The sequence below is a fragment of the Variovorax sp. genome, from assembly GCF_035634955.1.
Classification (GTDB): domain Bacteria; phylum Pseudomonadota; class Gammaproteobacteria; order Burkholderiales; family Burkholderiaceae_C; genus Variovorax.
Window position 1 is genome coordinate 103913 of sequence record NZ_DASQBZ010000020.1, and the last position, 26666, is coordinate 130578.

23 protein-coding genes are annotated in these 26666 nt (G+C 69.9%); 11 read left to right on the top strand and 12 right to left on the bottom strand.

All coding sequences use genetic code 11. The features are described from left to right. Window positions 1–33 precede the first annotated feature (33 nt). From VES41_RS09830 to VES41_RS09860, 7 genes are all read right to left on the bottom strand, one after another. On the bottom strand, window positions 34–1002 hold the full coding sequence (locus VES41_RS09830) for a hypothetical protein (protein ID WP_324816165.1): 969 nt from the start codon (window positions 1000–1002) through the stop codon (window positions 34–36). A gap of 194 nt (window positions 1003–1196) precedes the next feature. After that, window positions 1197–2741: a tripartite tricarboxylate transporter permease gene (locus tag VES41_RS09835; protein WP_324816167.1), complete on the bottom strand. Its 1545-nt coding sequence runs from the start codon at window positions 2739–2741 to the stop codon at window positions 1197–1199. 3 nt (window positions 2742–2744) lie between these two features. Beyond that, window positions 2745–3245: a tripartite tricarboxylate transporter TctB family protein gene (locus tag VES41_RS09840; RefSeq protein ID WP_324816169.1), complete on the bottom strand. Its 501-nt coding sequence runs from the start codon at window positions 3243–3245 to the stop codon at window positions 2745–2747. Window positions 3246–3425: 180 nt separating this feature from the next. After that, window positions 3426–4982 (bottom strand): sensor histidine kinase, encoded by a 1557-nt coding sequence (locus VES41_RS09845; RefSeq protein ID WP_324816171.1) that lies wholly within the window; start codon window positions 4980–4982, stop codon window positions 3426–3428. Beyond that, window positions 4975–5709 (bottom strand): response regulator, encoded by a 735-nt coding sequence (locus VES41_RS09850; RefSeq protein ID WP_324816174.1) that lies wholly within the window; start codon window positions 5707–5709, stop codon window positions 4975–4977. Before VES41_RS09850 ends, VES41_RS09845 begins: the two co-directional genes overlap by 8 nt. 141 nt (window positions 5710–5850) lie before the next feature. After that, window positions 5851–6063 (bottom strand): DUF1059 domain-containing protein, encoded by a 213-nt coding sequence (locus VES41_RS09855; protein ID WP_324816176.1) that lies wholly within the window; start codon window positions 6061–6063, stop codon window positions 5851–5853. A 20-nt stretch (window positions 6064–6083) separates the two neighbouring features. Then, a complete protein-coding gene (locus VES41_RS09860; protein ID WP_324816178.1) occupies window positions 6084–7142 on the bottom strand; it encodes a class I SAM-dependent methyltransferase in 1059 nt (352 codons plus the stop codon). A 185-nt stretch (window positions 7143–7327) separates the two neighbouring features. On the opposite strand from VES41_RS09860, the gene VES41_RS09865 reads away from it, so the two are divergent. From VES41_RS09865 to VES41_RS09890, 6 genes are all read left to right on the top strand, one after another. Next, entirely contained in the window at window positions 7328–7567 is a 240-nt protein-coding gene (locus VES41_RS09865) for a response regulator transcription factor (protein ID WP_414719085.1), read from the top strand. Between the two features lie 125 nt (window positions 7568–7692). Next, the gene (alaS, locus tag VES41_RS09870; RefSeq protein WP_324816180.1) at window positions 7693–10317 is read left to right on the top strand and encodes an alanine--tRNA ligase; all 2625 of its coding nucleotides are present in this window, start codon (window positions 7693–7695) and stop codon (window positions 10315–10317) included. 13 nt (window positions 10318–10330) lie between these two features. Further along, window positions 10331–11353, top strand: a complete 1023-nt coding sequence (locus VES41_RS09875; protein ID WP_324816182.1) for a 2-dehydropantoate 2-reductase — start codon at window positions 10331–10333, stop codon at window positions 11351–11353. Between the two features lie 39 nt (window positions 11354–11392). Then, a complete protein-coding gene (locus VES41_RS09880; protein ID WP_324816185.1) occupies window positions 11393–12340 on the top strand; it encodes a LysR family transcriptional regulator in 948 nt (315 codons plus the stop codon). A gap of 90 nt (window positions 12341–12430) precedes the next feature. After that, window positions 12431–13483, top strand: a complete 1053-nt coding sequence (locus VES41_RS09885; RefSeq protein WP_324816187.1) for an ABC transporter substrate-binding protein — start codon at window positions 12431–12433, stop codon at window positions 13481–13483. Further along, window positions 13480–14454, top strand: a complete 975-nt coding sequence (locus VES41_RS09890) for an isopenicillin N synthase family dioxygenase (RefSeq protein WP_324816190.1) — start codon at window positions 13480–13482, stop codon at window positions 14452–14454. Before VES41_RS09885 ends, VES41_RS09890 begins: the two co-directional genes overlap by 4 nt. Before the next feature lie 16 nt (window positions 14455–14470). Here VES41_RS09890 and VES41_RS09895 read toward each other — a convergent pair whose 3' ends face one another. From VES41_RS09895 to VES41_RS09905, 3 genes are all read right to left on the bottom strand, one after another. Next, on the bottom strand, window positions 14471–15457 hold the full coding sequence (locus VES41_RS09895) for a tripartite tricarboxylate transporter substrate binding protein (RefSeq protein ID WP_324816193.1): 987 nt from the start codon (window positions 15455–15457) through the stop codon (window positions 14471–14473). A gap of 72 nt (window positions 15458–15529) precedes the next feature. Further along, window positions 15530–16675 carry a CaiB/BaiF CoA-transferase family protein gene (locus VES41_RS09900; protein WP_324816196.1) on the bottom strand — a complete coding sequence of 382 codons (1146 nt, stop codon included), beginning with the start codon at window positions 16673–16675 and terminating at the stop codon, window positions 15530–15532. 31 nt (window positions 16676–16706) lie between these two features. Further along, window positions 16707–17645, bottom strand: coding sequence for a hydroxymethylglutaryl-CoA lyase (locus tag VES41_RS09905; protein WP_324816198.1), 939 nt, complete (start codon window positions 17643–17645; stop codon window positions 16707–16709). 111 nt (window positions 17646–17756) lie between these two features. Between VES41_RS09905 and VES41_RS09910 the strand changes: the two genes are divergently transcribed. Next, window positions 17757–18662 (top strand): LysR family transcriptional regulator, encoded by a 906-nt coding sequence (locus VES41_RS09910; protein ID WP_324816200.1) that lies wholly within the window; start codon window positions 17757–17759, stop codon window positions 18660–18662. A gap of 146 nt (window positions 18663–18808) precedes the next feature. Then, window positions 18809–19102, top strand: coding sequence for a hypothetical protein (locus tag VES41_RS09915; RefSeq protein WP_324816202.1), 294 nt, complete (start codon window positions 18809–18811; stop codon window positions 19100–19102). A gap of 44 nt (window positions 19103–19146) precedes the next feature. Here the strand turns inward: VES41_RS09915 and VES41_RS09920 are convergent, their stop codons facing one another. After that, window positions 19147–20394: an MFS transporter gene (locus VES41_RS09920; protein ID WP_324816204.1), complete on the bottom strand. Its 1248-nt coding sequence runs from the start codon at window positions 20392–20394 to the stop codon at window positions 19147–19149. Between the two features lie 234 nt (window positions 20395–20628). On the opposite strand from VES41_RS09920, the gene VES41_RS09925 reads away from it, so the two are divergent. Next, on the top strand, window positions 20629–24057 hold the full coding sequence (locus VES41_RS09925) for a GAF domain-containing protein (protein WP_324816206.1): 3429 nt from the start codon (window positions 20629–20631) through the stop codon (window positions 24055–24057). A gap of 21 nt (window positions 24058–24078) precedes the next feature. Here VES41_RS09925 and VES41_RS09930 read toward each other — a convergent pair whose 3' ends face one another. Next, window positions 24079–24975, bottom strand: coding sequence for a LysR family transcriptional regulator ArgP (locus VES41_RS09930; RefSeq protein ID WP_324816208.1), 897 nt, complete (start codon window positions 24973–24975; stop codon window positions 24079–24081). Window positions 24976–25043: 68 nt separating this feature from the next. On the opposite strand from VES41_RS09930, the gene VES41_RS09935 reads away from it, so the two are divergent. Together VES41_RS09935 and VES41_RS09940 are read left to right on the top strand one after the other, a co-directional pair. Next, window positions 25044–25694 carry a LysE/ArgO family amino acid transporter gene (locus VES41_RS09935; protein WP_324816210.1) on the top strand — a complete coding sequence of 217 codons (651 nt, stop codon included), beginning with the start codon at window positions 25044–25046 and terminating at the stop codon, window positions 25692–25694. A 92-nt stretch (window positions 25695–25786) separates the two neighbouring features. After that, window positions 25787–26656 (top strand): transporter, encoded by an 870-nt coding sequence (locus VES41_RS09940; RefSeq protein ID WP_324816212.1) that lies wholly within the window; start codon window positions 25787–25789, stop codon window positions 26654–26656. The last annotated feature ends 10 nt before the right edge of the window (window positions 26657–26666 follow it).

Genomic DNA, 26666 nt, shown 5'->3' on the forward strand with positions numbered 1-26666 from the left:
TGTGCCGGTTGCGTCCCGGGTGGGGCGCGCCGTTCAGAAGCTCACCGCGAGCCCCAGCGAAACGCCGTCGACGTTGTTGCCGAAGACGTAGCGCATCACCGCCCGTGCACGCGTGACCAGGTGGCTGTAGCGGCTCGTGTCCAGCTCCAGTCCGAGGCCGACGGTGCTCAGGTAGTCGAAGCCGAGGATGTCGGCCTGGCTGCCCAGGTAGCGCGAGTGCGAGAACTCCAGCACGTAGCGCAGCGGCCGGTCGAGCGTGTAGAGGCCCGTGGGCGCCCGGTAGCGCGCATAGAGGTTGGCCGTGCGGGCGGACGACTCGCCCTGCACCCCGGCGCTGGTGCTGCCGAAGGTGCGCAGGCGGATGTCGGTGTAGCGCAACTCGAGGTCGATCTGGTAGTTGGGCCGCACATGGTCCCAGTCGAGCATCACGGCGCCGCCCAGCCCATAGGCGTTGAGCGTGCCGCCATCGAGAAAGTCGAGGTCGAGGTCGGTCTTGCGGTTGACGAAGAACTGCGCCAGGCGCAGGTCGCTGGCGACCTTGCCCAGCGCGATGTCGAATATCGGCCGGAACACCAGTTCGTCCGTGATGTAGAAATCCCACCCGATGCCCCCGGTGCCGGTCACGGTGTTCCATCGCGTAGGAATCCGGCGCGCCTGTTCGCCCTCGGAGGCGACGAAGGTCGGGTCGTAGCGGCTGAAGGCGATGGCGCCCTCGAGATACAACGGTATCGACCTGCTGATGCTGTCGCCGCCGCCCAGCTGGGTCATGAACACCGACGGGTTCTGCGTGTTGCCGTTCTTGATCGACAGGTTGCTGGAGGTCAGGTCGGGCACCACGGAGTAGGCCATCAGCGCCAGGATGCCGTTGGCATGGTCCTTGATGCGGGCCCCGCGCAAATCGAGATTCTGTGCCTCGGCACCGCCTGCTGCCAGCAGGCCGGCCAGCAGCGCCGGCGCGAAGGGGTGGAATCGGTGGCGCGGCGGGCTGGGGCAGGGCGGCATGGTGTCGCTGGATCTCCGGGGCCGGTTGTAGGGCTGGCGAAATCCTAGCGGCAACTCGCGTGCGCCGCACGACAAAGGGCGCGTGCGCCGGGGGCTTTGGGAGGGCGTACCCCCTGTTTAGGCGGTGCGCCGGGGTGCCGCACCCCGTTGCGGCGGCGCAACCCCGATGTCGATCGGGGCTGCGCGTGGCGACGTCAGGCCTCGGAGACGGCCTCCGCCCCCAGCCGGTCGGTCTGGCGCTCGACGCGCTTGAGCGCACGGCCGCGCATGTGCGACCAGGTCACGCCGATCAGCAGGAGCGCCGACAGCACGATGAATGCGCAGCTGATCGGCCGCTCGACGAAGATGGCGAAGTCACCGCGCGAGAGCAGCAGCGCTCGGCGGAAGTTCTCCTCGACCATCGGCCCCAGCACATAGCCCAGCAGGATCGGGGCCACCGGGAAGCGCAGCCAGATCAGCAGCGAGCCGATGATGCCGAACGCCAGCACTTCCCAGATCTGGAACAGGCTGTTCTGCGTGCTGAACACCCCGACCGCGATGAAGAAAAGCGCCGAAGGATAGAGGTAGCGGTAGGGCACCTGCAGCATCTTCACCCAAACGCCGATCATCGGCACGTTCAGGATGATCAGGAGCGCATTGCCGATCCAGAAGCTGGCGATCAGGCCCCAGAAGATGTCCGGATGCTCGGTGATCAGCTGCGGCCCCGGGGTGATGCCCTGGATCATCAGGGCGCCGAGGATCAGCGCCATGACCGCATCGCCCGGAATGCCCAGGCTCATGGTCGGCACGAAGTCCACCTGCGTCTTCGAGTGCGACGAGGCCTCGGGCGAGGCCACGCCAGCGATCATGCCGGTGCCGAACTTCTCCGGCGTCTTCGAGATCTTGCGCTCGAGCGCGTAGGCGATGAACGTGGTGATGGTCGGGCCGGTGCCGGGCATGGCGCCGAAGATCGTGCCCACCATGGTGCCGCGCACCATCGGCCAGAAGGCCTCCTTGAGCTCCTGCGCGCTCGGGCGCATGTCCCGGATGCGCAGCGTGGTGTTGGTGGTCACCACCGCCATGCGGTTGACGTTGAGCAGGAAGTCGGCGATGCCGAACAGGCCCATCGCGATCGCCACGAGCTCGAGGCCGTCGCTGAGTTCAGGGATGCCGAAGGAGAAGCGGAAGCTGCCCGAGTTCACGTCGGTGCCGACGGCGCCGCACAGCAGGCCGAACAGCGTCATGGCCACGCCCTTGAGAGGCGAGCCGCGCGACATGGTCGAGCCGGCCAGCAGGCCCAGCAGCATGATCGAGAAGATCTCGGCCGGGCCGAACTTGAAGGCGATCGACACCAGCAGCGGCGAGGCGAAGATCATCACCAGGATGCCCACCGACGCGGCGAAGAACGACGAGATCATCGTGATGCCCAGCGCCGTGCCGCCCTTGCCGGCCTTGGTCATCGGGTAGCCGTCCAGGCAGGTCACCGCGTGCGGAGGGTGCGAGGGCAGGTTCAGCAGGATGGCGCCGATCGCGCCGCCGTACTGCGAGCCGTAGAAGATGCCGGCCAGCATCAGGATGGCCGGAACCGGGTGCATCGCGTAGGTCAGCGGCAGCAGGATCGAGATGGCCGACAGCGCGCCCATGCCGGGCAGCACGCCGATCAGGTTGCCCACCAGCACGCCGAAGAAGGACCACATCAGGTTCGTGCCCTGGAACGCGATGCCGAAGCCGAACCACAGGTCATGAAGTGCTTGCGACATGGCCTACATCCCCCACTGGAACAGGGGCAGCTGCAACTGCAGGCCCCACCAGAACACCACCACCGCCACCATGCACATGGCCAGGGCCAGCAGCACCGACTGCACCACCGTGTTGGTGCGGTCGCCCAGGGCGGAGATGAAGACGATGGCGAAGGTCGCGGGCACCAGGCCGCCGTACACGCCGAACAGCAGGAAGGCCAGCACGCCGAGGATGATGCAGATGCTGCCGCGCAGGTCGGGCAGCGCATCGCCGTGGCCGTGTCCGCCGGCCTCGCCCGCGCCGTCCTGGGACTGCGAACGGCCGCCCAGCGCGACCAGCGCGCCGGTGATGGCCAGCAGCACGCCGACGGCCACCGGGAAGAAGCCGGGGCCCATGCGCGAGGGCGTGCCGACGTGGTAGTTCCATGCGGCGAAAGCGGCGGCCAGGCCAACGACGATCATCAGGGCGCCGCCGTAGTAGTCCTTGCGGGCGGCACTGGAGGAAGGGGAGGCGGGGCGCGTCATGGCTGACCTCCCGCCGGGCGGCCGGACGGCCGTGTGTGGCTCTGCATTGCGAATGTCTCCAGCAGGCGCACGAAGCCGCGCGCCGGTCGAATTGCGGACGCGCGACGTGCGCGCCCTTCGCAATGCAGTCTAGGAAGGCAGGCTTCCAATCATCTTTCAGCGCGCGGCCGCGTTGGCAAATTACGTAATATCACGAACCGGGTCAGACCCTATACGAGGCAGGCGCAGCACCGCTTGCAGGCCGCCACGCATGCCGTCGATGTCGGGAGCGTCGCCCAGCAGCACGTCGCCGCCCATGCGCCGCGCGTAGGTGCGCGCGATGGCAAGGCCGAGCCCGGCGCCGCCGCCGGTGCCATGGCCTGCGGCCGACACCGCGCCGTGCTGAAAGCGCTCGAACACCGCCTCGCGGCGCTCCGGCGCAATGCCCGGGCCGGTGTCGCACACCTCCGCCTGCGCGGTGTCGGCCGTCAGCGTCACGCTCACCGTGATGCGACCGCGGCGCGGCGTGTAGCGGATGGCGTTGTGCACCAGGTTCGACAGCAGCTCGTGCAGCTGAGCGGGATCGGCGGCGACGGGGGCCACTTCGTTCTCGCCAGCGGCCCCGGTGCTGTCAATGCCGTCGGTGTCGGGCTCGGCCGCCTCCGCCGCGGCTTCGCCGCGTGCATCCACCCAGCCCAGGTCCTGCTGCTTCTCGAGCGCCAGCGGCAGGTGCTGCAGCACCACTTCGCGGGCCACGGCGTTGAGGTCCGCATGCGTGACGGGCGAGGCGCCGGCGCCGGTCGATTCGGTGGCGTGGGCCAGCGCCAGCAGCTGCTCGCTCAGGCGCCGGGCCCGCGCGAGCTGCTCGAGGATGGCGCGCAGCGTCTCGCGCAGCGGCGCGGTGTCCGGCTCGCGCAGCGCATAGCCGGCCTGTGCCGACATGATGGCCAGCGGCGTGCGCAGCTGGTGCGATGCGTCCGCGAGGAAGCGCGTCTGCTCGGCCAGCAGTTGGCTCTGCCGTGCAATGTGGTGGTTGACCGCCTCCACCAGCGGCGCCACCTCGCGGGGCACGCCACGCGTGTCCAGCGGCGCCAGCTCGCCCGGGCGCCGCGCGGCAAGGGCGCGCCGCAGGCGTTCCAGCGGCCGCAGCGACAGCCACACGCCCAGCCACACCAGCAGCACCATGAGCACGACGATGCGGGTGTCGTTCCACAGCGCCTGGTGCCAGGAGGCTGCCAGCGCCTGCTCGCGCACGTTGCTGCTCTCGGCGGCCTGGATCAGCAGTTCCTGGCGCGTGCCGGGCGGGCCTTCGTAGATCTGCCGCAGGGCGGCGACGCGGACGCGGTAGCCGCGGTACTCGGCGTCGTAGAACACCAGCGCCCCGGGCTCGCTCGGCGGCGGCGCCGGCAGGTCGTCCACGCCCAGCAGGGTCCGCTGCGGCGCCTCCGGCGCGCCCGCAGCGCCGGGCAAGGCGCGCAGTCCGACGTGCAGGTGCTTGTGACGCGAGCCGGTCGATTGCTCGAACATCGATTGCACGGAGAACGCCGGCGCCAGCCGCGGCTGGCCCGCCGCATCGAGCGTAACGCTGTCGGCCAGTGCCTGCACCGGCTCCATCAGGACCTGGTCGTAGGCGTCGGCGGCCACGCGGGAGATGGTGCGGTAGTCGCTCCAGGCGTCGATGGCCAGCAGCACCACCAGCACCGGCAGGAGCAGCGCCAGAAGCAGCGCCCGGATGCCCAGGCGCCGCGCTTCAGCCATGGTCGGTATCGGTCGCCGGGGCGTCGGCCGCGGGTGCCTCGTCGGGCTCGCCGCTGCCTGCGGTGCCGCGCTCGAGCATGTAGCCGAGCCCGCGCACGGTGGTGATGCGGACATCGCTGCCGGCCAGCTTGCGCCGCAGGCGGTGCAGCACCAGCTCGATCGCGGCCGGCCCGACGTCGCGGTCGTGCGGGAACACCTTGCCGGCCAGGCGCTGCTTGCCCACCGGCATGCCGCCGCTCATCAGCAGGGCCGTCAGCGCGGCGTGCTCGCGCGGCGTCAGCGCCAGCAGCTGTTCGTCGAGCATGAAAGCGCGGCTGGCGCTGTCGTAGCTGAGCGAGCCAAGCTGCAGGCGCGGCGTGGCCACGCCGCGGCTGCGCCGCACCAGGGCGGTCAGGCGCGCCTCGACTTCCTCGATGGCGAAGGGCTTGGACAGGAAGTCGTCGGCGCCGAGGTTCAGCCCGCGGACCCGGTCCTGCAGCGCACCTTCGGCCGTGAGCACGAGCACGGGGGTGCGGTCGCCGGCGTTGCGCATCTGGCCGAGCACGGTCAGGCCGTGGCGATCGGGCAGGCGCAGGTCGAGCAGCACCGCGTCGTATTCGTTGGCGGCCAGCAGCGCCTCGGCGGTGCGGGCATCGGGGGCGAGGTCCGGCACGAAGCCGCTTTGCTTGAGGGCACGGGCGAGCCAGGCCGCGAGTTCGGCTTCGTCTTCGACCAGGAGGATGCGCATGGGGCTTGGAGCGTGGTCATGGCGACCGGTTCCCGCCGACGGCGGCCATGCCGGGATCGCCAGGCCGCGTTATACGCCAGCGCGGCATGCACCCCTTTCAATGCGCTTTCGGCGCGCGCCAGGCGCGCGGCGCAGGCAAGGTCAGTCTGCCGCCGGTGCCAGCAGCGGCGGCGTGCCCGTCTTGAACATGCCGCTGAGCTGTTCGCGCAGTTGCGGCGTGTCCTCGTGGCCATGCACCGCCACGGCGTGCTGCACCGCTGCCTCCAGCAATTCCTTCGGGGTGTCGGCCGACAGCGCGACGCTGCAGTTCATTTCGCTCGGGTATTCGCGGCAATCGATGTACTGGCGTGGCATGGCAAGCTCCGTGTGGACGTTCAGGGCCTGGCTTCGTAGACCAGGTTGAAGGGCGTTTCCGTGGCGCGCCGGAAACGGCTGAAGCCGCCGGCGCGGGCGACTTCGCCGGTGCGCTTCTCGCCAGCCTGCGCGCCCAGGCACATCGCCCCCTTCTGCGCGCGCGACGCCGGGGTGCAGATGAAGGTGGAGGCGGAGTAGTAGACCCGGCCCACCGGGTTGAGGTTGTCCTCGAGCCGGTCGTTGGCGAATGGCTCGACGATCAGCCAGGTTCCGTCCGGGCGCAGGCGCTGCCGGACGTTCGCGGCTGCGGCAACGGGGTCGCCCATGTCGTGCAGGCAGTCGAAGAAGGCCACCAGGTCGAGGTCCTGGCCCGGAAAGTCCTGCGCGCTGGCGACCTCGAAGTGAAGCCGCTCCGGCGGCACGCCGGCGTCGGAGGCCATCTTGCGGGCGTACTCGACCGAGGGCGCGTGATAGTCGTAGCCGGTGAACGTGGACGCCGGATAGGCCTGCGCCATGAGCAGCGTCGAGGCGCCGTGGCCGCAGCCGACGTCCGCCACGCGGGCGCCCTGCTGCAGCCGCTCGGCCACGCCCTCGAGCGCCGGAATCCACTGGCTGACGAGGTTGGCCGCGTACCCGGGCCGGAAGAAACGCTCGGTGCCGTGGAACAGGGCCGCGTCATGCTCGTGCCAGCCCAGCCCCAGGCCGGTGCGCATGGCCTGCATCATCTTCGGGACAGTCTTGAACTGGTCGACCGCGATCTGGAACGCGCCGGGAATGAAAGCCGGACTGCCTTCCTCGGCCAGGGCGAACGCCTGTTCCTCGGACAACGAGAAGCGTTCGCTGGCCGGGTCGTATTCCACGTAGCCGCTGGCCGCCTGCGCACTGAGCCATTCGCGCAGGTAGCGCGCATCGACTTCGGCGCGGCGCGCCAGCTCTTCGGCGGTGCCGGGGCCCTGCGCCAGCGACTTGTAGAGCCCCAGCTGGTCGCCCACCACGACGGTGGCCGCGTGCATGACGGCGCCGATGTCGTGCACGAAGTTGCCCATGAACGCGTTGAGCTTTTCTTCCGAGATGGCCATGGTTACCTCCGTTTCCATTGGCGGACTGGAGCGGCGCGCGTTCGCTGCCTATACTGGACAAGCAGGGGCGGGCGGCGTTCGCGACCAATGCCGATCGTCCCTCGAACCCCGTGCGTGGCCCATACGCAGCATTGCGTAGCCCGCCGGCCATGCGGTCGCAACCCGGCGCATCAGGAGCCGACGGCATGCCGCAAGCACAGTTGCACCAGCTCACGAGCACGGGATGCGCCGCGGCGCTGACCCCGCGCGAGCGGGAAATGCTGCAGTGGCTGGCCACCGGCAAGACCGACGCCGACATCGCCCAACTGATCGGCATCAGCCGGCGCACGGTGCAAAAGCACCTGGAGCACGTGTACGTCAAGCTGGGCGTGGAGACGCGCACCGCGGCGGTCATGCGCGGCCTCGACCTTCGGCCGGGGCCGTAGCGGATTCGCGCCTTGGTCGGGCGATGCCCGTACCGCGCGTACGCCGCGGGGCCAAACCTATAATCGAATGTTCGGCCGGGCCCGGTCGATTTCAAATCAAATCAAGCACTTAGCAAGCATCTGGCATGAGCAGCCCCACCTTCACCGTCGCCGAGATCCGCAAGACCTTCCTCGATTTCTTCGCCTCCAAGGGCCACACGGTGGTGGCATCGAGCCCGCTGGTGCCGGGCAACGACCCGACCTTGATGTTCACCAACTCCGGCATGGTGCAGTTCAAGGACGTGTTCCTGGGCACGGACAAGCGCTCGTACGTGCGCGCCACCTCGGTGCAGGCCTGCCTGCGCGCCGGCGGCAAGCACAACGACCTGGAGAACGTGGGCTACACCGCGCGGCATCACACCTTCTTCGAGATGCTGGGCAACTGGAGCTTCGGCGACTACTTCAAGCGAGAGTCGCTCAAGTGGGCCTGGGAACTGCTCACCGAGGTCTACAAGCTGCCCGCGCAGCGCCTGCTGGCCACGGTGTACGAGGAAGACGACGAGGCCTACGACATCTGGACCAAGGAGATCGGCCTGCCGCCCGAGCGCGTCATCCGCATCGGCGACAACAAGGGCGGGCGCTACAAGTCCGACAACTTCTGGATGATGGCCGACACCGGCCCGTGCGGGCCTTGCAGCGAGATCTTCTACGACCACGGACCGGAAATCCCGGGCGGCCCGCCGGGCAGCCCCGATGAGGACGGCGACCGCTTCATCGAAATCTGGAACAACGTGTTCATGCAGTTCGACATGGCCGAGGATGGCTCGGTCACCCGGCTGCCGGCGCCGTGCGTCGACACCGGCATGGGGCTCGAGCGCCTGGCGGCCATCCTGCAGCACGTGCACAGCAACTACGAGATCGACCTGTTCGACACCCTGGTCAAGGCGGCCGCGCGCGAGACCGGCGCGACCGACCTGCACAACGGCAGCCTGCGCGTGATCGCCGATCACATCCGCGCCACCTCGTTCCTGGTGGCCGACGGCGTCATCCCGAGCAACGAGGGCCGCGGCTACGTGCAGCGCCGCATCGTGCGCCGGGCCATCCGCCACGGCTACAAGCTCGGCTGCAAGAAGCCGTTCTTCCACAAGCTGGTCAAGGACCTGGTGGCGCTGATGGGCGAGGCCTATCCCAAGCTGGTGGCCGACGAGCAGCGCATCACCGAGGTGCTCAAGGCCGAGGAAGAGCGTTTCTTCGAGACGCTGGCCAACGGCATGGAGATCCTCGACGGCGCGCTGGCCGGGGGCCAGAAGACGCTGCCGGGCGAGGTCGCCTTCAAGCTGCACGACACCTACGGCTTTCCGCTCGACCTCACGCAGGACGTGTGCCGCGAACGCGACGTGCAGGTGGACGTCGCCGGCTTCGACGCCGCCATGCAGCGGCAGAAGGCGGCTGGCCGCGCGGCCGGCAAGTTCAAGATGGAACGCGCCGTGGAATACGGCGGCGCCGGCAACGCGTTCACCGGCTACGAGCACCTGCAGGAAGACGCCACCGTGCTCGCGCTCTACCACGAGGGCGCGGCAGTGCAGCAGCTGACCGAGGGGCAGGCGGGCATCGTGGTGCTGGACACCACGCCCTTCTATTCGGAAAGCGGCGGCCAGGTCGGCGACGCCGGCGTGATCACCGCCGAGGGCATGCAGTTCGGCGTGGAGGACACGCAGAAGATCAAGGCCGACGTGTTCGGCCACCATGGCGTGCAGACCCAGGGCACGCTGAGCGTGGGCGACAAGGTCAAGGCCAGCGTCGACGCCGAGCGCCGCGCCGCCACCATGCGCAACCACTCGGTCACCCACCTGATGCACAAGGCGCTGCGCGAGGTGCTCGGCGGCCATGTGCAGCAGAAGGGCTCGCTGGTCGACGCCGACAAGACGCGCTTCGACTTCGCGCACAACGCCTCGGTCACGCCCGCGCAGATCACCGAGATCGAGCGTCGCGTCAACGCCGAGATCCTGGCCAACGAGGCGACGCAGGCGCGGGTGATGGACATGGAGGCCGCGCAGAAGACCGGCGCCATGATGCTGTTCGGCGAGAAGTACGGCGACACGGTGCGCGTGCTCGACATCGGCAGCAGCCGCGAACTGTGCGGGGGCACGCACGTGGCGCGCACCGGCGACATCGGGCTGTTCAAGATCGTCAGCGAAGGCGGCGTCGCCGCCGGCGTGCGCCGCGTGGAAGCGATCACCGGCGCCAATGCGCTGGCCTACGTGCAGCAGCTGGAGTCGGCCGTGCATGGCGCCGCCGCCACCCTCAAGGCGCCGGCCGCTGAACTGCAGCCGCGCCTGGCGCAGGTGCTCGAGCAGGTGCGCGCGCTGGAGCGCGAAGTCGGTGCGCTCAAGGGCAAGCTGGCCTCGTCGCAAGGCAACGACCTCGCCGGGCAGGCGGTCGACGTCAAGGGCATCAAGGTGCTGGCCGCGCGCCTCGACGGCGCCGACGCCAAGACCTTGCGCGACACGCTCGACCAGCTCAAGAACAAGCTCAAGACCGCCGCCATCGTGCTGGCCGCGGTGGACGGCGCCAAGGTGCAACTGGCCGCCGGCGCCACCGCCGACGTGATGGGCAAGGTCAAGGCTGGCGAACTGGTCAACTTCGTCGCCCAGCAGGTGGGCGGCAAGGGCGGCGGCAAGCCCGACATGGCCATGGCCGGCGGCAGCGATGCGGCGGCGCTGCCGCAGGCGCTGGCATCGGTCGCCGGCTGGGTCGCGGAACGCGCGTGATCCGCCGGTTGCCATGACCGGCGCATCGCTTCCCGGCGAAGTGCTGGTCATGGGCGCCGGCACCATTGGCTGTTACCTGGGCGGCTGCCTAGCCGCCGCGGGCGTGCCGGTCACGATGATCGGCCGGCCCCGGGTGCTCGATGCGCTGGCCGGCGCCGGATTGACGGTGACCGACCTGGATGGCCTCAGGCGCCACATCCCAGCGGGGCAGCTTCGCCTGGCGACCGAGGTGCCGGCCGGCGCCAGGCCCGCGCTGGTCCTGCTGTGCGTCAAGAGCGGCGGCACCGGCACGGCAGCCGCCCAGCTCGCGGCGGCGGGTCTGCCGCCGGGCACGCCGGTGGTGTCGATGCAGAACGGCATCGGCAATGCGCAGGTCGCCGCGCAGGCCGCGCCCGGGCTGGTGGTGTTGCCGGGCATGGTGCCGTACAACGTTGCCGAACTGGCCCCGGGCGTCTATCACCGCGGCACTGCCGGGCGGCTGGCGGCCCGGCAGCACGAATCGCTGGCGGCCTGGACTGCCGTGTTCGCGCAGGCCGGCATCTCGCTGGACCTGGTGGCCGACCTCCTGCCGATCCAGTGGGGCAAGCTGCTGCTCAACCTCAACAACCCGGTCAATGCGCTGTCCGGCCTGCCGCTGCGCGCCGAGCTGATGGACCGCGGCTACCGGCGCTGCTTCGCCGCACTGATGGAGGAGGCGCTGCAGGTGCTGGCGCGCGCCGGCATCACGCCGGCGCAGGTGACGCCGTTGCCGTGGCGCCGGCTGATCGCCATTCTGCGGCTGCCGACGCCGCTGTTCCGACTGGTGGCCGCGCGCATGCTCAGGATCGACGCCAAGGCGCGGTCGAGCATGGCCGACGATCTCGCCCTGGGCCGGCGCACCGAGATCGATGCGCTCAGCGGCGAGGTCGTCCGGTTGGCGCAGGCGCACGGCACCGGCGCGCCGCGCAACGCGAAGATGGTCGAACTGCTCGATGTGTGGCCCGACAAGCCGCAGGCGCTCGCGCCGGCGTCGATGCTTCGGGTGCTCGGGCTGTAGGCGGAACGGCCCCGCGCAAGGCCGGCAACATAATTGCGGATGCACGCGTTCTCGCACTCGATCCGCTACTTCGAAGAGGTCGCCGCGCAGAAGTCGATCCGCCGCGCGGCCGAACGCCTGAACATCGCGCCTTCGGCCGTCGCCCGGCAGATCGCCCGCCTCGAGGAACAGCTGGGCGTGCCGGTCTTCGAGCGCCTGCCGCGTGGCGTACGCCTGACTGCCGCCGGCGAGATGATGCTCGCGCAGGTCCGGCGCATGCAGCGCGAGTTCGGCGCTGCGCTCGCCCAGGTGGACGCGCTCAAGGGAACCCGGCGCGGCCACATCGGCATCGGCGTGCTGCAGTACATGAGCGCGCAGTTCGTCCCGCAGCTGATCGTCGACGTCGCCAAGGACCATCCGGGCCTGTCGTACACCGTCCAGACCGGCAACTCGCCGGAGATCGTCGACGCCGTGGTCCGGGGCGACCTGGACATCGGCTTGTGCTGGCAGCCGGCGGCGTCGATGCCGGTGCGCAATGTGCGCGCGGTGCAGGTCCCGGTCGGCGTGGTCGTGGCGGCCGACCACGAGTTGGCGCAGCGCAGGACGATGCGGGTGGCCGAGTGCCTGACCTATCCGCTGATCATCCAGTCGCAGGACACGGCGCTGCGGCGCATGGTGGAAGACGTGACGCGGGGCGCCTCGACGCGGGTCATGCCATTCGTCGAGACCAATTCCATCGCCGCCATGGTTGCGCTGCTGGTCGCCGGGGCGGGCATCGCGATCATGACGCGGGCGACAGTGCATGGCGAGCTCGCGCGCGGTGTTTTGCGGCACATCCCGATTTCCGACCGCGGCGTGGGCAGCGTGTCGCTGGCGCTGTTCGTGCGGGCCGACAGGGCGCTGTCGCCGCCGGTGGCGCTGCTGCTCGAACTGCTCGAATCGCGCTTCGACGCCTTTGCCGGCGGCGCGCCCCCGGCCCGGCGTGCGGCCCGGTCTGCGTTGCCTTGATTAGAACGCAGGGACCGAAAAACGGTGCTTGTGGGGTGTCGCTGCGCGGCCTAGATTCAGGCCGTCCCACCAGCTCATCACACCCCACCAATGTCCTGTCTTTCCACCTGTTCCCGGCGCCGCTTCGTCATGCGCGGCGGCGCGGCCGCCCTGGCGGTCATCGGGGCGCCCGCCCTGGCGCAGTCGGCGCCGACCCGGATCCGCTACCAGCTCGACTGGCGTTTCGAGGCGGGCACTGCCGCGCACGTCCTGGCGCTGCGAAAGGGCTACTTCGCCGAAGAGGGCCTGGACGTCAGCCTGAACGTCGGCGCCGGTGCCGCGGCCACCGTCACGCGCCTGGCGTCGGGCAACTTCGACATGGGGACCGGCGATCTCAGTTCGCTGGCCGAGTTCGCCGGCAACAACGGCACTTCGCCGGCGCTTGCCGTGATGGCGCTGTACGAGACCACGCCAGCGGCCGTGATCTCGCTCAAGAAAAGCGCGATCGCCCGGCCCGCCGACCTCAAGGGCAAGGTGCTGGCCGCGCCCGCGAACGACGGCGCGCGGCGCATCTTTCCCCTGTTCGCGAATGCGAACGGCCTGGATGCGCAGTCGGACGTCAAGTGGATGTCCGTCGAGCCGGCGATCCGCGAGACGCTGCTGGCCAGGGGCCAGGTGGACGCGATCACGGGCTATGTCGCCTCGGGCTTCGTTTCCCTGCAGCGGCTGGGCGTGAGCCCCGACGACATCTCGATGATGCGCTTCGCCGATTTCGGCGTGCCGCTCTACGGCAACGCCGTGCTCGCCAGCAAGCCATTCCTCCAGGAAAAGCCGGCGGCAGTGGCGGCCTACCTGCGCGCCCTGACGCGCGGCTACAGGGATGCGGCCGCCGACCGGGCCGGGGCGGTGGCCGCGCTCAAGGCCCACGAACCGCTGGTCGACGAGAAGATCGAGGCGCTGCGCCTTGACGTGATCCTGGACCAGGAAATCGGCACGCCGAAAGTGCGCAAGGCAGGCATCGGAGGGATCGATGCTGCGCGCTACCAGCGCGGCATCGACGCGCTGGCCGCCGCGCTCGCCTTCAAGAGCGTTCCGCAGGCGTCGGCGCTGATCGACATGCGGCACCTGCCGGCCGCATCGGCGCGAAGGATCTTTCCGTCGTGAGCACCCTGCACGCACCCCCACGCATGTCTGCCGAGACCATCCCGGCGATCGACTTCTCGCAATACCTGTACGGAACGCGCCAGGAGCGCGCGGATGTCAGCCGCGACATCCACCAGGCCTGCCGCCGCTACGGCTTCTTCTACCTCGACCAGCACGGCATCGCGGACGACCTGATCGACAACGCCTTCGATGCCGCGCGGGAGTTCTTCGACCTGCCGCTGCCCGAGCGCATTGCCTGCAAGGCCGCGACCGGGCTTCAGAACCGCGGCTACCAGGCCATGTTCGACACGCAGCGCGAGGGCGAGGCGCCGGACGTCAAGGAATCTTTCGACATGGGCTTTCCGCTCGCGGACGACGCGTTGGCGGCGCTGTCGCATCTGCCTTTCTACTCGCGCAATGCCTGGCCGCGGGATCCCGCGTTCCGCTCGCGTGTCGAGAGCCTCTACTTCGCGATGCTCGACTGCGGCCACCAGGTGCTGCGGGCAATGGCCGACTCGCTGGGCATCGACACCAACTTCTTCGTGGCGCGATGCAGGCAGCCGTTCACCAACATGCGGCTGGTGCACTACCCGCCCCAGCCGAAAGCGCAAGAGGAGGGCATCGGCGCACGGGCGCACACCGACAAGGGGTTGATCACGCTTCTGCTCAACGATGCCAACGGCGGGCTGCACGTCGAATCGGACAGCGGGGCATGGATCGACGCACCGCCGCGCCCGGGCGCGCTGATCATCAACGTGGGCGACCTTCTGACGCGCTGGACCAACGGGCGCTTCCGCTCGGCGGTCCATCGCGTGGTCAACGCCTCGGGCAACGAGCGCTTCTCGATTCCGCAGTTCCATCACCTGAACTACTTCGCCGAAGTGAACCCGTCGGACATTCCCGGCGGCGGCGAATCGGTCTATCCGGCCATCACTGCCGGAGAGTTCGTGTCGGCCGGGTTCCGCAGGGACCGCAAGTCCTGGCGCACCTGAGCCCGGGTGTCGCCGTTCAGTCGAGCGTGACGTTGGCCTTCTTGACGAGCTTGGCGTAGCGCGCCTGCTCGTCCTTGAGGAAAGTGCCCGCCTCGGTCGGCGAGGACAGCGTCAGCATGTCGTCGCGCCGTGCGAACCCGGCCTTGACCTCCGGATCGTTGAAGGCCGCCACGATCGCGTCATGCAGGCGGCTGACCTGCGCCGGCGGCAAGCCCTTGGGGCCGATGGCGGCGAACCAGCCGGCCACGTCGACGCCGGGGAAGCCCTGTTCCGCGAAGGTCGGCACGTCCGGCAGCGATGCCACGCGCGTGTGGCCCATCACGCCGATGGGACGCAGCGTGCCGCCCTTGATCTGGCCTTGCACCGCCGCGACCGCGGCTGCGCCCATCTCCACCTGTCCCCCCATCATGTCGGTGACCATCTGGCCGGTGCCCTTGTAGGGGATGTGGCGCGCCGTCGCGCCCAGTTCCTCGATGACCATCTCGCCGGCCAGATGGATGATGGTGCCGTTGCCCGACGAGGCGAAGTTGAAATCACCCGGCCGCGATTTCAACAGCGCCTGCAGCTCCTTCGCGTTCTTCGCGGGCACCTTGTCCGGATTGACGACGAACACGAAGGGCGAGCCGCCGATGACGCTGATGGGCGTGATGTCGGCCAGGCTGTCGTAGGGCAGCTTCCTGTACACGCTCGGGTTGACGGCGTGGTTGTTCGACACGATGGCGATGGTGTTGCCGTCCGGCGCCGCCCTGAGCAGCGCCTGCGTGCCGGTGATGCCCCCCGCGCCGGGCAGGTTGTCGATGACGACGGCCTGGCCGCCGAGCGCCTTCGACAACGCGACCTGGGCGGTGCGGACGATGACGTCGACGCCCGAGCCGGCGCTGACGGGCAGGATCACGCGCAATGGCGCACTGCCTTGCGCATGCGCCGCGCCGGCGGCAGAGGCGGCCAGTGCGACGCCGGCCAGCGCCAGCAGGGCGCGCCGGCGAATATTCGTGGGTTGCATGTTGTCTCCTTGTGGTGGTGTGTCCGTGTGCGTGTGTCCGTGTCTGCGTTCAGGCGCGACCGGGCGGGGGCGTCAGGCGGCGCGCGGCAGGCCGGCAAGTACTTCCTCGGTGTGTTCGCCCACCTTCGGCAGCGGCATGCGCACCCCGGGCCGGCGCCCGCCCATCAGCAGCGGCAGCAGTACCACTTCGGTGGTGCCCCCGTCGTCGGTGGTCATGGGCACGAGGCCGCCGCTTTGCTTCAGGTGCGGATCGTCGACCAGCTGCTCGGGCCGCGAGATCGGAGCGTAGGGAATGCCGGCGGCCTCCAGCCGGGGCGCCAGTTCGTCGAGTCTCTGGTCGACCATGATCGCGCCGAGATCGGCCAGCAGCTGCGGCCGCACGGCCACGCGTGCGGCGTTGTCGGCGTATTCGGGGCGATCCAGCAGATCGGTGCGGCCGAGCACCCGGCACAGTGTCGCGAACTGCTTGTCGCTCACTGCGCCAATGAACAGCTGCTCGCCGCCGGCCAGCGTGAAGACGTCGTACACGCTCCAGGCCGAAACACGCGCGGGCATCGGCGGCGGCGGCTCGCCGGTCATCAGGAACTGCTGCATGTGCTGGGACGACAGGAACACGCAGTTCTCGAATAGCGCGCTCTGCACTTCCTGTCCGCGCCCGGTGCGGTCGCGCTCGCGCAGCGCGGCCAGCACGCCGATGGCGCCGAACATGCCGCCCATGATGTCGTTGACGCTGGTGCCCGCGCGCAGCGGCCGGCCGACGGGGCCTGTCATGTACGACAGGCCGCCCATCATCTGTACCACCTCGTCCAGCGCCAGGCGCTTCTCGTACGGCCCCGGCAGGAACCCCTTGTGGCTCACGTAGATGAGGCGTGGAAAGCGCTGGGACAAGGTGGCGTAGTCGAGCCCGAGTTCCTTCATCAGCCCGGGGCGGAAGTTCTCGAGCACCACGTCGCAGCTGCCGGCCAGCTCGGCCGCCGTCTGGCGTCCGGCCTGGCTGGTGATGTCGAGCACCACGCTCTTCTTGTTGCGGTTGAAGCTGCGGAAGAAGCCGATGCCCAGGCCCGGCAGCTTGCGCGTCCTGTCGCCCCCGGGCGGCTCGACCTTGATGACTTCGGCGCCGAGGTCGGCCAGGATCATTCCGCAGGTGGGGCCCATCACCATGTGGGTGAATTCGACGACGCGGATGCCGGCGAGCGGCAGGGTGGAATCTTGGGGCATGGCTTGCTTGCGAGGAAAAGGTGAAGAGGGGTCAGGCCGCGGCGGCGAAGGTGCGGGGCAGGCCGGCGCGCCAGAGGGCGCCGTGAGTGGGTTCGCCCTCGATCCACTTCGCCACCCTGGCGCGCAGTGCCAGCAGGGCCGGGATGTCAAGGCCGGTCTCGATGCCCATCGCGGCCAGCATGAAAGCGAGGTCTTCGGTCGATGCGTTGCCGCTCGCGCCCGGCGCGTGCGGGCAGCCGCCGATGCCGGCGAGCGAAGCGTCGAACCGGTACACACCCAGCTGCAGCGCGGCGTGCACATTGACCAGCGCCAGGCCGCGCGTGTCGTGGAAGTGGCCGCACCAGAAGCGGTCGCCGGCGATCTTCAGCGCCTTCTCGAACAGGCGGGCGACCGAGGACGGGTCGGCGTAGCCGACGGTGTCCGCCAGGCTCACGCGATCGGCGCCGGCGTCGAGCAGGGCCTGCATCAACCGCAGGACTTCGTCTTCCTCGACCCGTCCCTGGATCGTGCATCCGAATGCGGTGCCCACGCCGCCCTCGATGAGCGTCTTGCGCCCCGACGCATCGCGAGCCGCGCGGATGCGGCCGAGTTCGGCCACCACCTCGTCGGGCGTCTTGCGCAGGTTGGCCAGGCTGTGCGCATGGCTGGCCGACAGCGGCAGGATCATCAGGTCGGCATTGCCCTCGAGCGCCCGTTCGGCGCCGCGCAGGTTGGGGACCAGCACCGATGCGAACAGGCCCGGCAGCGTCTTGGCGAAGGCCAGCACTTCTGGCGTGTCGGCCAGCTGCGGCATCAACCTGGGCGGCACGAACGAGCCCACCTCGATCTCGGTCTGGCCGGCATCCACCGCCGCGCGCAGCCATTCGCACTTGTGCGCCGTCGAGACCACCGTGGCGATGCTCTGCAGGCCATCGCGCAGGCCGACTTCGCGGATGACGGCCTGGCGCGGGATTCGGTTGTTCGAGGTCATGGAGATCCGGTCGGGGGAGGGTGTGCTGCGAAGTGGCAACTTTAGGGTTGCCGGATGAGAGGGTGAAGCGATAATTTTTCGATGTAGAGATTCCGAAATGGAAAGGCACGCATGTACGACCTGGACCTCACCTCGCTGCGCCTGTTCGTTGCTGCCTGCGACCTGCGCAACATCGCGCGCGCCGGCGAGCAGGAACACATCGGCGCCTCGGCCATCAGCAAGCGGCTCGCGCAACTGGAGGCCCAGGTGCATGCACCGCTGCTCGAACGCCACCGGCGCGGCGTGGTGCCCACGGCGGCCGGCGAAATCCTGCTGGAGCATGCCCGCGCCATGCTGGCCACCGCCGACCGGGTGGCGCGCGACATGACCGCTTACCGGCGCGGCGTGAAGGGACAGGTACGGGTGCTGGCCTCGGTCTCGTCGATCACCGAGTCGTTGCCGGACGACATCGCCGCCTTCCTGCAACTGGACGCGCATGCGCACATACGGGTCGACATCGAGGAGCGCAACAGCTCGGACCTAGTTGCCGCCGTGCGCGAAGGCCTTGCGCCGCTCGGCGTGTGCTGGGACGCGGCCGACCTGGAGGGCCTGCGCACCCGGCCCTACCGTGGCGACGAACTGAGCGTGGTCGTGCACCCGAGCCATCCGTTGGCGGCGCGCAAGTCGTGCACGCTGTCCCAGACGCTCGACTTCGACCATGTCGGCCTGCCTGCCAACACCGCCGTGCACACCATGCTGGCGCGCGCCGCGGCGATCATCGGAAAGCCGATCTACTACCGCGCGGTGGTGTCCACCTTCGACGCGTCGCTGCGCTGCGTCGGCGCGGGGCTCGGGCTCGCGGTGGTGCCCAGGGAGATCGTCGGCAGGGCCGTCGATCCCGGCCGCATCCGGATCGTTGCGCTCAAGGAGCCGTGGGCGCGGCGCCGCTTCGCGATCTGCTACCGGGACGACGCCCAGCTGTCGCCGGCGGCCAAGCTGCTGGTGGAGCATCTGGCGCTGATGCCAACCCGCCACTGACGTCCCTGCGGTGCCGCCGGCAAAACGTGATGCGGTGTCAGCGCTTGTAAGAATTTGTCTGGCAGGCAAACGATCCATCGCCCTGCGCGGCCGGGTGGTGGCCGACGGTACGGTTGCGCCTTTCTGGCAGCAACACCATCCGGACCATGGATTTCTCGTCCACCGCATCGACCGCAACGCCGTCCTCGTTCCTGGCGCTCGACGACGTCGACGGCGCGCCGGCCGGGTCCGGGCAATCGAAGGCCCACATTCTTTCCAGCGCGCAGTTGCGCGCATTGGCTGTCCAGTGGCGCATCGGCGCGACAGGCGAGGACCTGGCGCGAGCCGAGCGCATCGCCGTCACGCTGGAATGGGTGGCTGCCCAGCGCGACCGGCGCTCCGCCCTGGGCGCGTCCGGGCTGGCGTCCCGGCTTGCCGGGTGGCTTCGGCGCGTCGCTTGAACGCCGCCGCGGCCGCGACCGGCACGAGCCGTCCGGTCGCTGCCCTACGGCGACTTCTGGCGGGCCGTTGGCCCCGCCGTCGCCCGGCGCGAGGGAATCCAGTACGCCAGCGCCCCGGCCGCAACGAAGGCGATGAGCCCGGTGGCGGCAATGCCTGCGCCCAGCGACAGTGCGCCGGCCAGGAAGGAGAGCAGCACCGGGCCGCACGTGGAACCGATGTCGGACATGAGCCGCCACACGCCCAGGAAATGCGCGCGGCCATGCCGTGGCGAGTGGTCCGCGCCCAGCGTCATGATGATTCCGGAGCCGATGCCGTTGCCGAACCCGATCGCCATGGCGGCGATCAGCAGTGTCACGAAGCCGGAGGTCAGCGGCATCAGCACCATCGCCGTGCCCATGATCAGCATGGACGGCACCGCGACCCAGCGCCTGCCCTTGCGGTCCATCACCTTGCCGGCGGGGTAGAACACCAGCATGTCGATGCCCCCGGCCAGCCCATACACCAGCGAGGCGACGGCCGGCGCCAGCGCCAGGTGCTCGGCCCACAGCGGGATGACGGCCTGGCGCGAGGCCCGCACCGCGCTGATCAGCACGACGCCCACGCCCAGCGTCAGGAAAGTGCGCCGGTGCGCCCTGAGCGTCGAGGCGAGCGTGACGGCGGCCGGCGTGGCCTGCCCCGGCGGCAGCGGCGGCGCTACCAGGTCGGGCAGCCGGGCGCCGACGGCCGCGGCGCCCAGCACGCCGGCGATGCCCACCGCGTAGGCCGCCCACAGGCCGAACGCATGGACCGCGGCCGCCGCGAGAAACGGGCCGATGAACATGCCGATGCGCATGACGCCGCCGAGCGTCGACAACGCCCGGGCCCGGTACATGATGGGAACCGCCTCCGTCATGTAGCTCTGGCGCGCGAGGTTGTAGACGGCCTGCGACATGCCCACCATGAGGCAACCCGCGGCAAACAGCCCCAGGTGCGACGTCCATATGCACAGCGCCATGCCCAGGCCGCTCCAGATGCCGGCGGCGACGATGGCCCATCGCTCGCCCCAGCGCATGGTGATGAGCGAGGCGGGAATGTTGTTGAGCAGCGAGCCGATGCTGATCAGGGCGACGATCAGCGCCGCCATGGACACCGAGGCGCCCAGGTCGCGCGCCGTCAGCGGGATGATGGGCAGGATGGCGCCTTCGCCCAACCCGAACAGCAGCGAGGGCCCGAAGGCGGGAATGGCGATCCGGCGCAGGGAAAAGGTGCTGTCGGCGGAAGACGTAGGCGGAGTTGGGCTGGCGCGGACCATTCCGGCAGTCTAGAAGAACCGGGCCATGCCGCGGGTGTGGCGAACCACAGGCGCTTGCGCATTGCGAGCCCCCGCCTGCGCGCCAGCCCGCCGCATAGAATCGCCCGGCGCCGGCGGGCGGCGCGCGGCGCCGGACGCCACGGATTCCGCGGATTCCATTCAGACAGGTGACACGTGCCCGATGCAACAAGGCGCCACGAGCCGGCGCGCTCCTTTCTCCACGGTGGCGCCGGCATGGCGGCCCTGATTCGCCAGTTCGACTGGTCTTCCTCCCTGGGCCCGATCGAGCAATGGCCCGCCAGCCTGAAGACCACCGTCGGGCTTCTCGTGCACTCGCCCATCCCGATCGTGCTGCTGTGGGGCCCGGACGGCATCATGATCTACAACGATGCCTACGCCGAATTCGCCGGGCGCCGGCATCCCGGCATCCTGGGTGCCCGCGTCCTGCAGGCCTGGCCGGAAGTGGCGGACTTCAACGCCAACATCATGAAGGTGGTGATGGCCGGCGGCACGCTCACCTATCACGACCGCGAGCTCGTGCTCGACCGCCGTGGCGTGATGGAACGCGGCTGGATGGACCTGGGCTATTCCCCCGTGATCGCCGAGGACGGGAAGCCCGGCGGCGTGATCGCGATCGTGGTGGAGACCACCGAGCGCGTGCTCGCGCAGCGGCGCGCGGCAAGCGAGCGCGATCGCCTGGCGCAGATGTTCGCGCAGGCGCCGAGCTTCATGGCCCTGCTGGAGGGCCCGGAGCACCGCTTCGGCCTGAGCAACCCGGGCTATGACCGCCTGGTCGGCGGCCGCCAGCTGCTCGGACGCACCGTGGCCGAGGCCCTGCCCGAAGTGGTCGAGCAGGGTTTCATCCGCATCCTCGACCAGGTGCGCGAGACCGGCACGCCGTACGCGGCGCTGGGCGCCAAGCTTGCCTTGCTCAACCCGGCGACGGCGCACCGCGACGACTTCTACCTCGACTTCGTCTACCAGCCGGTGACCGACGAACAGGGCCGCACCACGGCCATCTTCGTGCAGGGCGTGGACGTCACGGCGCGCGTGCGCGCCGAGCAGCGCCGCGAAGTCCTGGCCGGGCTGTCCGAAGCGTTCGCCGGCCTCGATGATCCCGCCGAGATAGGCCTTTGCGCGGCCGCGGCGCTGGGCAATGCGTTGTCGGCAAGCCGGGTCGGCTATGCCACCATCGAAGCGGACACCGGCGCCGTTCGCATCGACCGCGACTGGCATGCCGCCGGCATTGCCGCGCTGTCGGGCACCTTCGCCGTGCGCGAGTACGGCACCTTCATCGACGAACTGAAGAACGGGCATACCGTTGTCGTCGCCGACGTGCGCGCCGATGCGCGCACCCGCTCGCACGTGAAGGCGCTGGAGGCGCTGCAGGTGGGCGCCTTCATCAACGTGCCGGTGATCGAGCGCCAGCGCCTGGTTGCCCTGCTGTTCGTGCACGACGAGCGGCCGCGCGAGCATGCCGAGCACGACGTCGCCCTGGCGCGGGAGGTTGCCGCGCGCACCCGCACGGCCGTCGAGCGGGTGCGCGCAGCCCACGCGCTGCGGCTGAGCGACGCGCGCTTCCGCTTCCTGGACGAGCTCAACCGCCGCGTCGGCGCCTCGTCCGATGCCGACCGGATCCTGGCGTTGACGGCGCGCATGACCGGCCAGTACATGAACGTGTCGATCTGCGCCTATGCCGACATGGACGAGGACGAGGACGGGTTCACCATCCGCGGCGACTGGGCGGCACCGGGCTCGTCGAGCATCGTCGGCCGCTACCGGCTGGCCGACTTCGGCACGCTGGCGGTGAGCCTCCTGCGCGCCGGCCGCCCGCTGGTGATCGCGGACAACCTGCGCGAGATCGCGCCGCACGAGGCGGCCACCTTCCAGGCGATCGGCGTGGCGGCCACGATCTGCATGCCGCTCGTGAAGGCCGGCAGGCTCCGGGCCCTGATGGCCGTCCACGACAAGGCGCCGCGCCACTGGACCGACGCCGAAATCGCCCTCATCCGTGCCGTGACCGAGCGGTCATGGGCGCACGTGGAGCGGGTCGCGGCCGAGGCGGAGGTCAAGGCGAGCGAGCAGAACTTCCGCACCCTGGCGCGCGCATTGCCCAACCAGGTGTGGACGGCGCGCGGAGATGGAACGCTGGACTGGTTCAACGACACGACCTACGCTTACACCGGCGTGCCGCACGGCCGGCTCGACGGCGACGCCTGGGCCCGTGTCGTCCATCCTGACGACGTGGGCGCGGCCCGCGAGCGCTGGACGCAGGCGCTGGCCAGCGGTCGCAGTTACGAGACCGAGTTCCGCCTGCGCCGCCACGACGGCGCCTATCGCTGGCACCTGGGCCGCGCCGAGCCACTGGTCGCGCACGGGCGCATCGTCCGCTGGATCGGGTCGAACACCGACATCGAGGACCAGAAGGAGACGCAGCGCGCGCTGGCCGACCTCAATGCGGTGCTCGAGCAGCGGGTGCATGAGCGCACCAGCCAGTTGCTGCGCGCCGAGGAGGCGTTGCGCCAGGCGCAGAAGATGGAGGCGGTCGGGCAGCTGACCGGCGGGCTGGCGCACGACTTCAACAACCTGCTCGGGGCCATCGGCGGCAGCCTGGAACTGATCAAGCGCCACAGCCCGGAAGGCTCGGCGCGGATGGAGCGCTACATCGATACCGCGCAGGGGGCGGTACGCCGGGCCGCGTCGCTCACGCACCGCTTGCTGGCCTTCTCGCGCCGGCAGGCGCTCGATCCCAAGCCGACCAACGTCAACCGACTCATTGCCGGCATGGAGGAGTTGATTCGCCGCAGCGTCGGGCCCGACGTGGCGGTGGCGGTGGCCGGCGCGCCCGGCCTGTGGATCACGCGGATCGATCCCTCCCAGCTCGAGAGCGCGCTGCTCAACCTGTGCATCAATGCGCGCGATGCCATGGCGCCGGACGGCGGCAGGCTGACCATCGAGACGGCCAACATGTCGATGGACGAGCAGGCCGCACGAGAGCGCGACCTCGCGCCGGGCCAGTACATCTCGCTGCGCGTGACCGACACCGGCGCGGGCATGGCGCCCGAGGTCATGCGGCGAGCCTTCGACCCGTTCTTCACCACCAAGCCGATCGGGCAGGGCACGGGGCTGGGCCTGTCCATGGTGTATGGCTTCGTGCGGCAGTCGGGCGGGCAGGTGCACATCCAGTCGGAGATGGGCAAGGGCACCACCTTGTGCCTGTACTTCCCGCGCTTCGCCGACAGCATGGAAGATCCGGGGCCGCAGCCGCCGGCGCCCGAAGGCGGGCCCGGGGCGGGCGAGACCATCGTGCTGATCGACGACGAACCGGCCATCCGGATGCTCGTGTCGGAGGTGCTGCGCCACGCCGGCTACGTCGTGCTCGAAGCGGGGACCGGCGCCGAAGGGCTGCGGCTGCTCGATCCGGCTCAGCGGGTCGACCTGCTCATCACCGACGTCGGCCTGCCTGGCGGCATGAACGGCCGCCAGGTGGCCGACGCGGCCCGCACCACGCGGCCGGATCTCAAGGTGCTGTTCATCACCGGCTACGCCGAGAACGCCGCCGTGGGCAACGGACAGCTGTTGCCGGGCATGGACATCATGACGAAGCCGTTCGAGATCGCGGCACTGGCGACCAAGGTGCGGGGGATTCTCGACCGCGTGTAAGGCCCGCGGCGGGCGCATGCATCACGGCGGGAGCAGGGCCTTGCGGGCGGCGGCCTCGACACGCCGCGTCAACCCGGCGAGCACGTCGGATGCCGCGCGCGCCTGCTGCCAGTAGAGTGCAACGTTCAGGGCGCTTCCGGGCACCAGCTCGACGAGCGAGCCGTCCTCGAGATGCTGAGCGGCCAGTGCCTGCGGCTGCAGGCCCCATCCCATTCCGGCCACCGCGGCGGTGACGAACGCCTGCGGGGAAGGCAGTGTGTGCCGGGGCAGTTCCACGTGGCGGCGGCACAGCCGCCGCGCCCATTGCAGTTGCAGCTCGTCCTTCGGATTGAACACCAGGCTGGGTGCGCGCGCGAGGCTGGCGGCGTTCACGCCGTGCGGGAAATGGCGCGCCACGAAGTCCGGGCTGGCGGCGGCGCAATACCGCATGGCGCCCAGGGGCTGGCTGTTGCAGCCGGCGGCGGGGCGGGCGGAAGCGGTCACGGCGGCCAGAACCGCGCCGCTGCGCAGCCACTCGGCGGTGTGGTCCTGGTCGTCGATTGCAATGTCCATGAGCACGGGCGCCTCGGCCGCAAAGGCGGCCACGGCCGGAGCAAACCATGTCGCCAGGCTGTCGGCGTTGACGGCCACCGGCAACGGCACCCGCGCGACGCCCTCGGGCGCCAGTGCCGGCACGGTGCCTTCCAGCGCCTGCTCCAGAAGGCGCACCCGGTCCGCGTGCTGGCACAGGCGCCGGCCGGTTTCCGTCGGCCGGCAAGGTTGATCGCGCACGACCAGCGCGCAGCCGACGCGTTCCTCCAGCGAGCGGATGCGCTGCGACACGGCGGACGGCGTCACGTGCAGGCTGCGGGCGGCGCGGTCGAAGCTGCCTTCGCGAACCACCGCGGAGAGCGCGGCGAGCGCGGCGTAGTCGAGCATTAGTTTCTCTAAGGCTGTGTTAGAGAAAGTAGTTTGCCTTCATCATTCTCCGCCGGCAAGCTCGGCCCATGATGAAGCTTGACGACACCTTCTCGCTGGGGCTTGCGGTCTTCGTGCACGGGCTCGCCCTGAGCTTCGGCCTGATCGTCGCCATCGGAGCGCAGAACGCCTTCGTGCTGCGCCAGGGCTTGCGCCGCGAGCACGTCGGCAGCATCGTGCTCTTCTGCGCGGCGGCCGACGGACTGCTGGTTACCGCCGGCGTGTTCGGCATGGCGCAGGCGCTGGCCCGGTGCCCGGGCCTGGCGCGCGCGCTGGCGCTGGCGGGTGCACTGTTTCTGGCGGTCTACGGTGCGCGGGCACTTTGGCGTGCGCGCCGGGTGCAGCGGTTGCAGCCCGACGCGTCGCATGCGAAGCCCGGCCGGCTGGCAACGCTGGCGCAGGCCGCGGCCTTCACCCTGTTCAATCCGCATGTCTACATCGACACGGTGATGCTGGCGGGCAGCATCGGCGCGCAGCAGCCCGGCCCGCTGCGTGGCTGGTTCATCGCCGGCACCAGCGCGGCCAGCCTGTCGTGGTTCCTGATGCTCGGTTTCGGCGCCCGGTGGCTGGCACCCTGGTTCGCGCGGCCGCGGGCCTGGCGCCTGCTCGACGGCCTCGTCGGCTCGACCATGCTCGTCTTGTCGGCACTGCTGATGCGTCAAGCCCTGTCGGATGCCTGATCGGCGTCGCGATGTGGCGCATCCGCCCGCATGCACTTGCCCCGCCCCGTCGATGCGATGATGATTGCAGCCTTCAATCAGAGTGGATGCCGATGAAAAAACAGGTCCTCAACCTCCGCCCCGGCACCGGGACGATCTCCGCCTCGATCGACTCGCTTGCAGCCCGGGCATCGACCGCCGTGCTGACCGTCGCGGCGCTGGGCACGGCCCCGACGCTGGCCCAGGCGCAGGACGACGCTCAGGATCTGGCCAAGAAGCTCAGCAACCCGGTGGCGGCGCTGATCAGCGTGCCGCTGCAGTTCAACTACGACGAAGGCTTCGGCCCCAATCGCGAGGGCCACAAGACCTACGTCAACTTCCAGCCGGTGGTGCCCATGTCGCTCAATGCCGACTGGAACGTCATCTCGCGCACCATCGTGCCGCTGATCGACCAGCAGAACGTGGTGCCGGGCACGAGCCAGTCCGGCATCGGCGACATCACCCAGAGCTTCTTCTTCTCGCCCAAGGCGCCCACGGCGGGCGGCATGATCTGGGGCATCGGCCCGGCGCTGCTGCTGCCCACCGGCTCCGACCCGCTCCTGAGCGCACGAAAGTGGGGGGCCGGCCCGACGGTCGTGGTGCTCAAGCAGGACCATGGCTGGACCTACGGCGCGCTCGCCAACCACATCTGGGGCTTCGGCGGCGTCGAGACGCGCCAGGACGTGAGCAGCACCTTCCTGCAGCCCTTCCTGTCCTACACCACGCCCGACGCATGGACCTATACGGTCAACAGCGAATCCACCTACGACTGGAAGAACAAGGAGTGGACGGTGCCGGTGAACATGATGGTGTCGAAGCTGCTCAAGTTCGGCGGCCAGCCTGTGAGCCTGGGCGTCGGCGCGCGCTATTGGGCCGACAGCCCCGAGAGCGGGCCGCACGGCTGGGGCGCGCGCATGCTGGTGACCTTCCTGTTTCCGAAGTAGGGCATGCGCC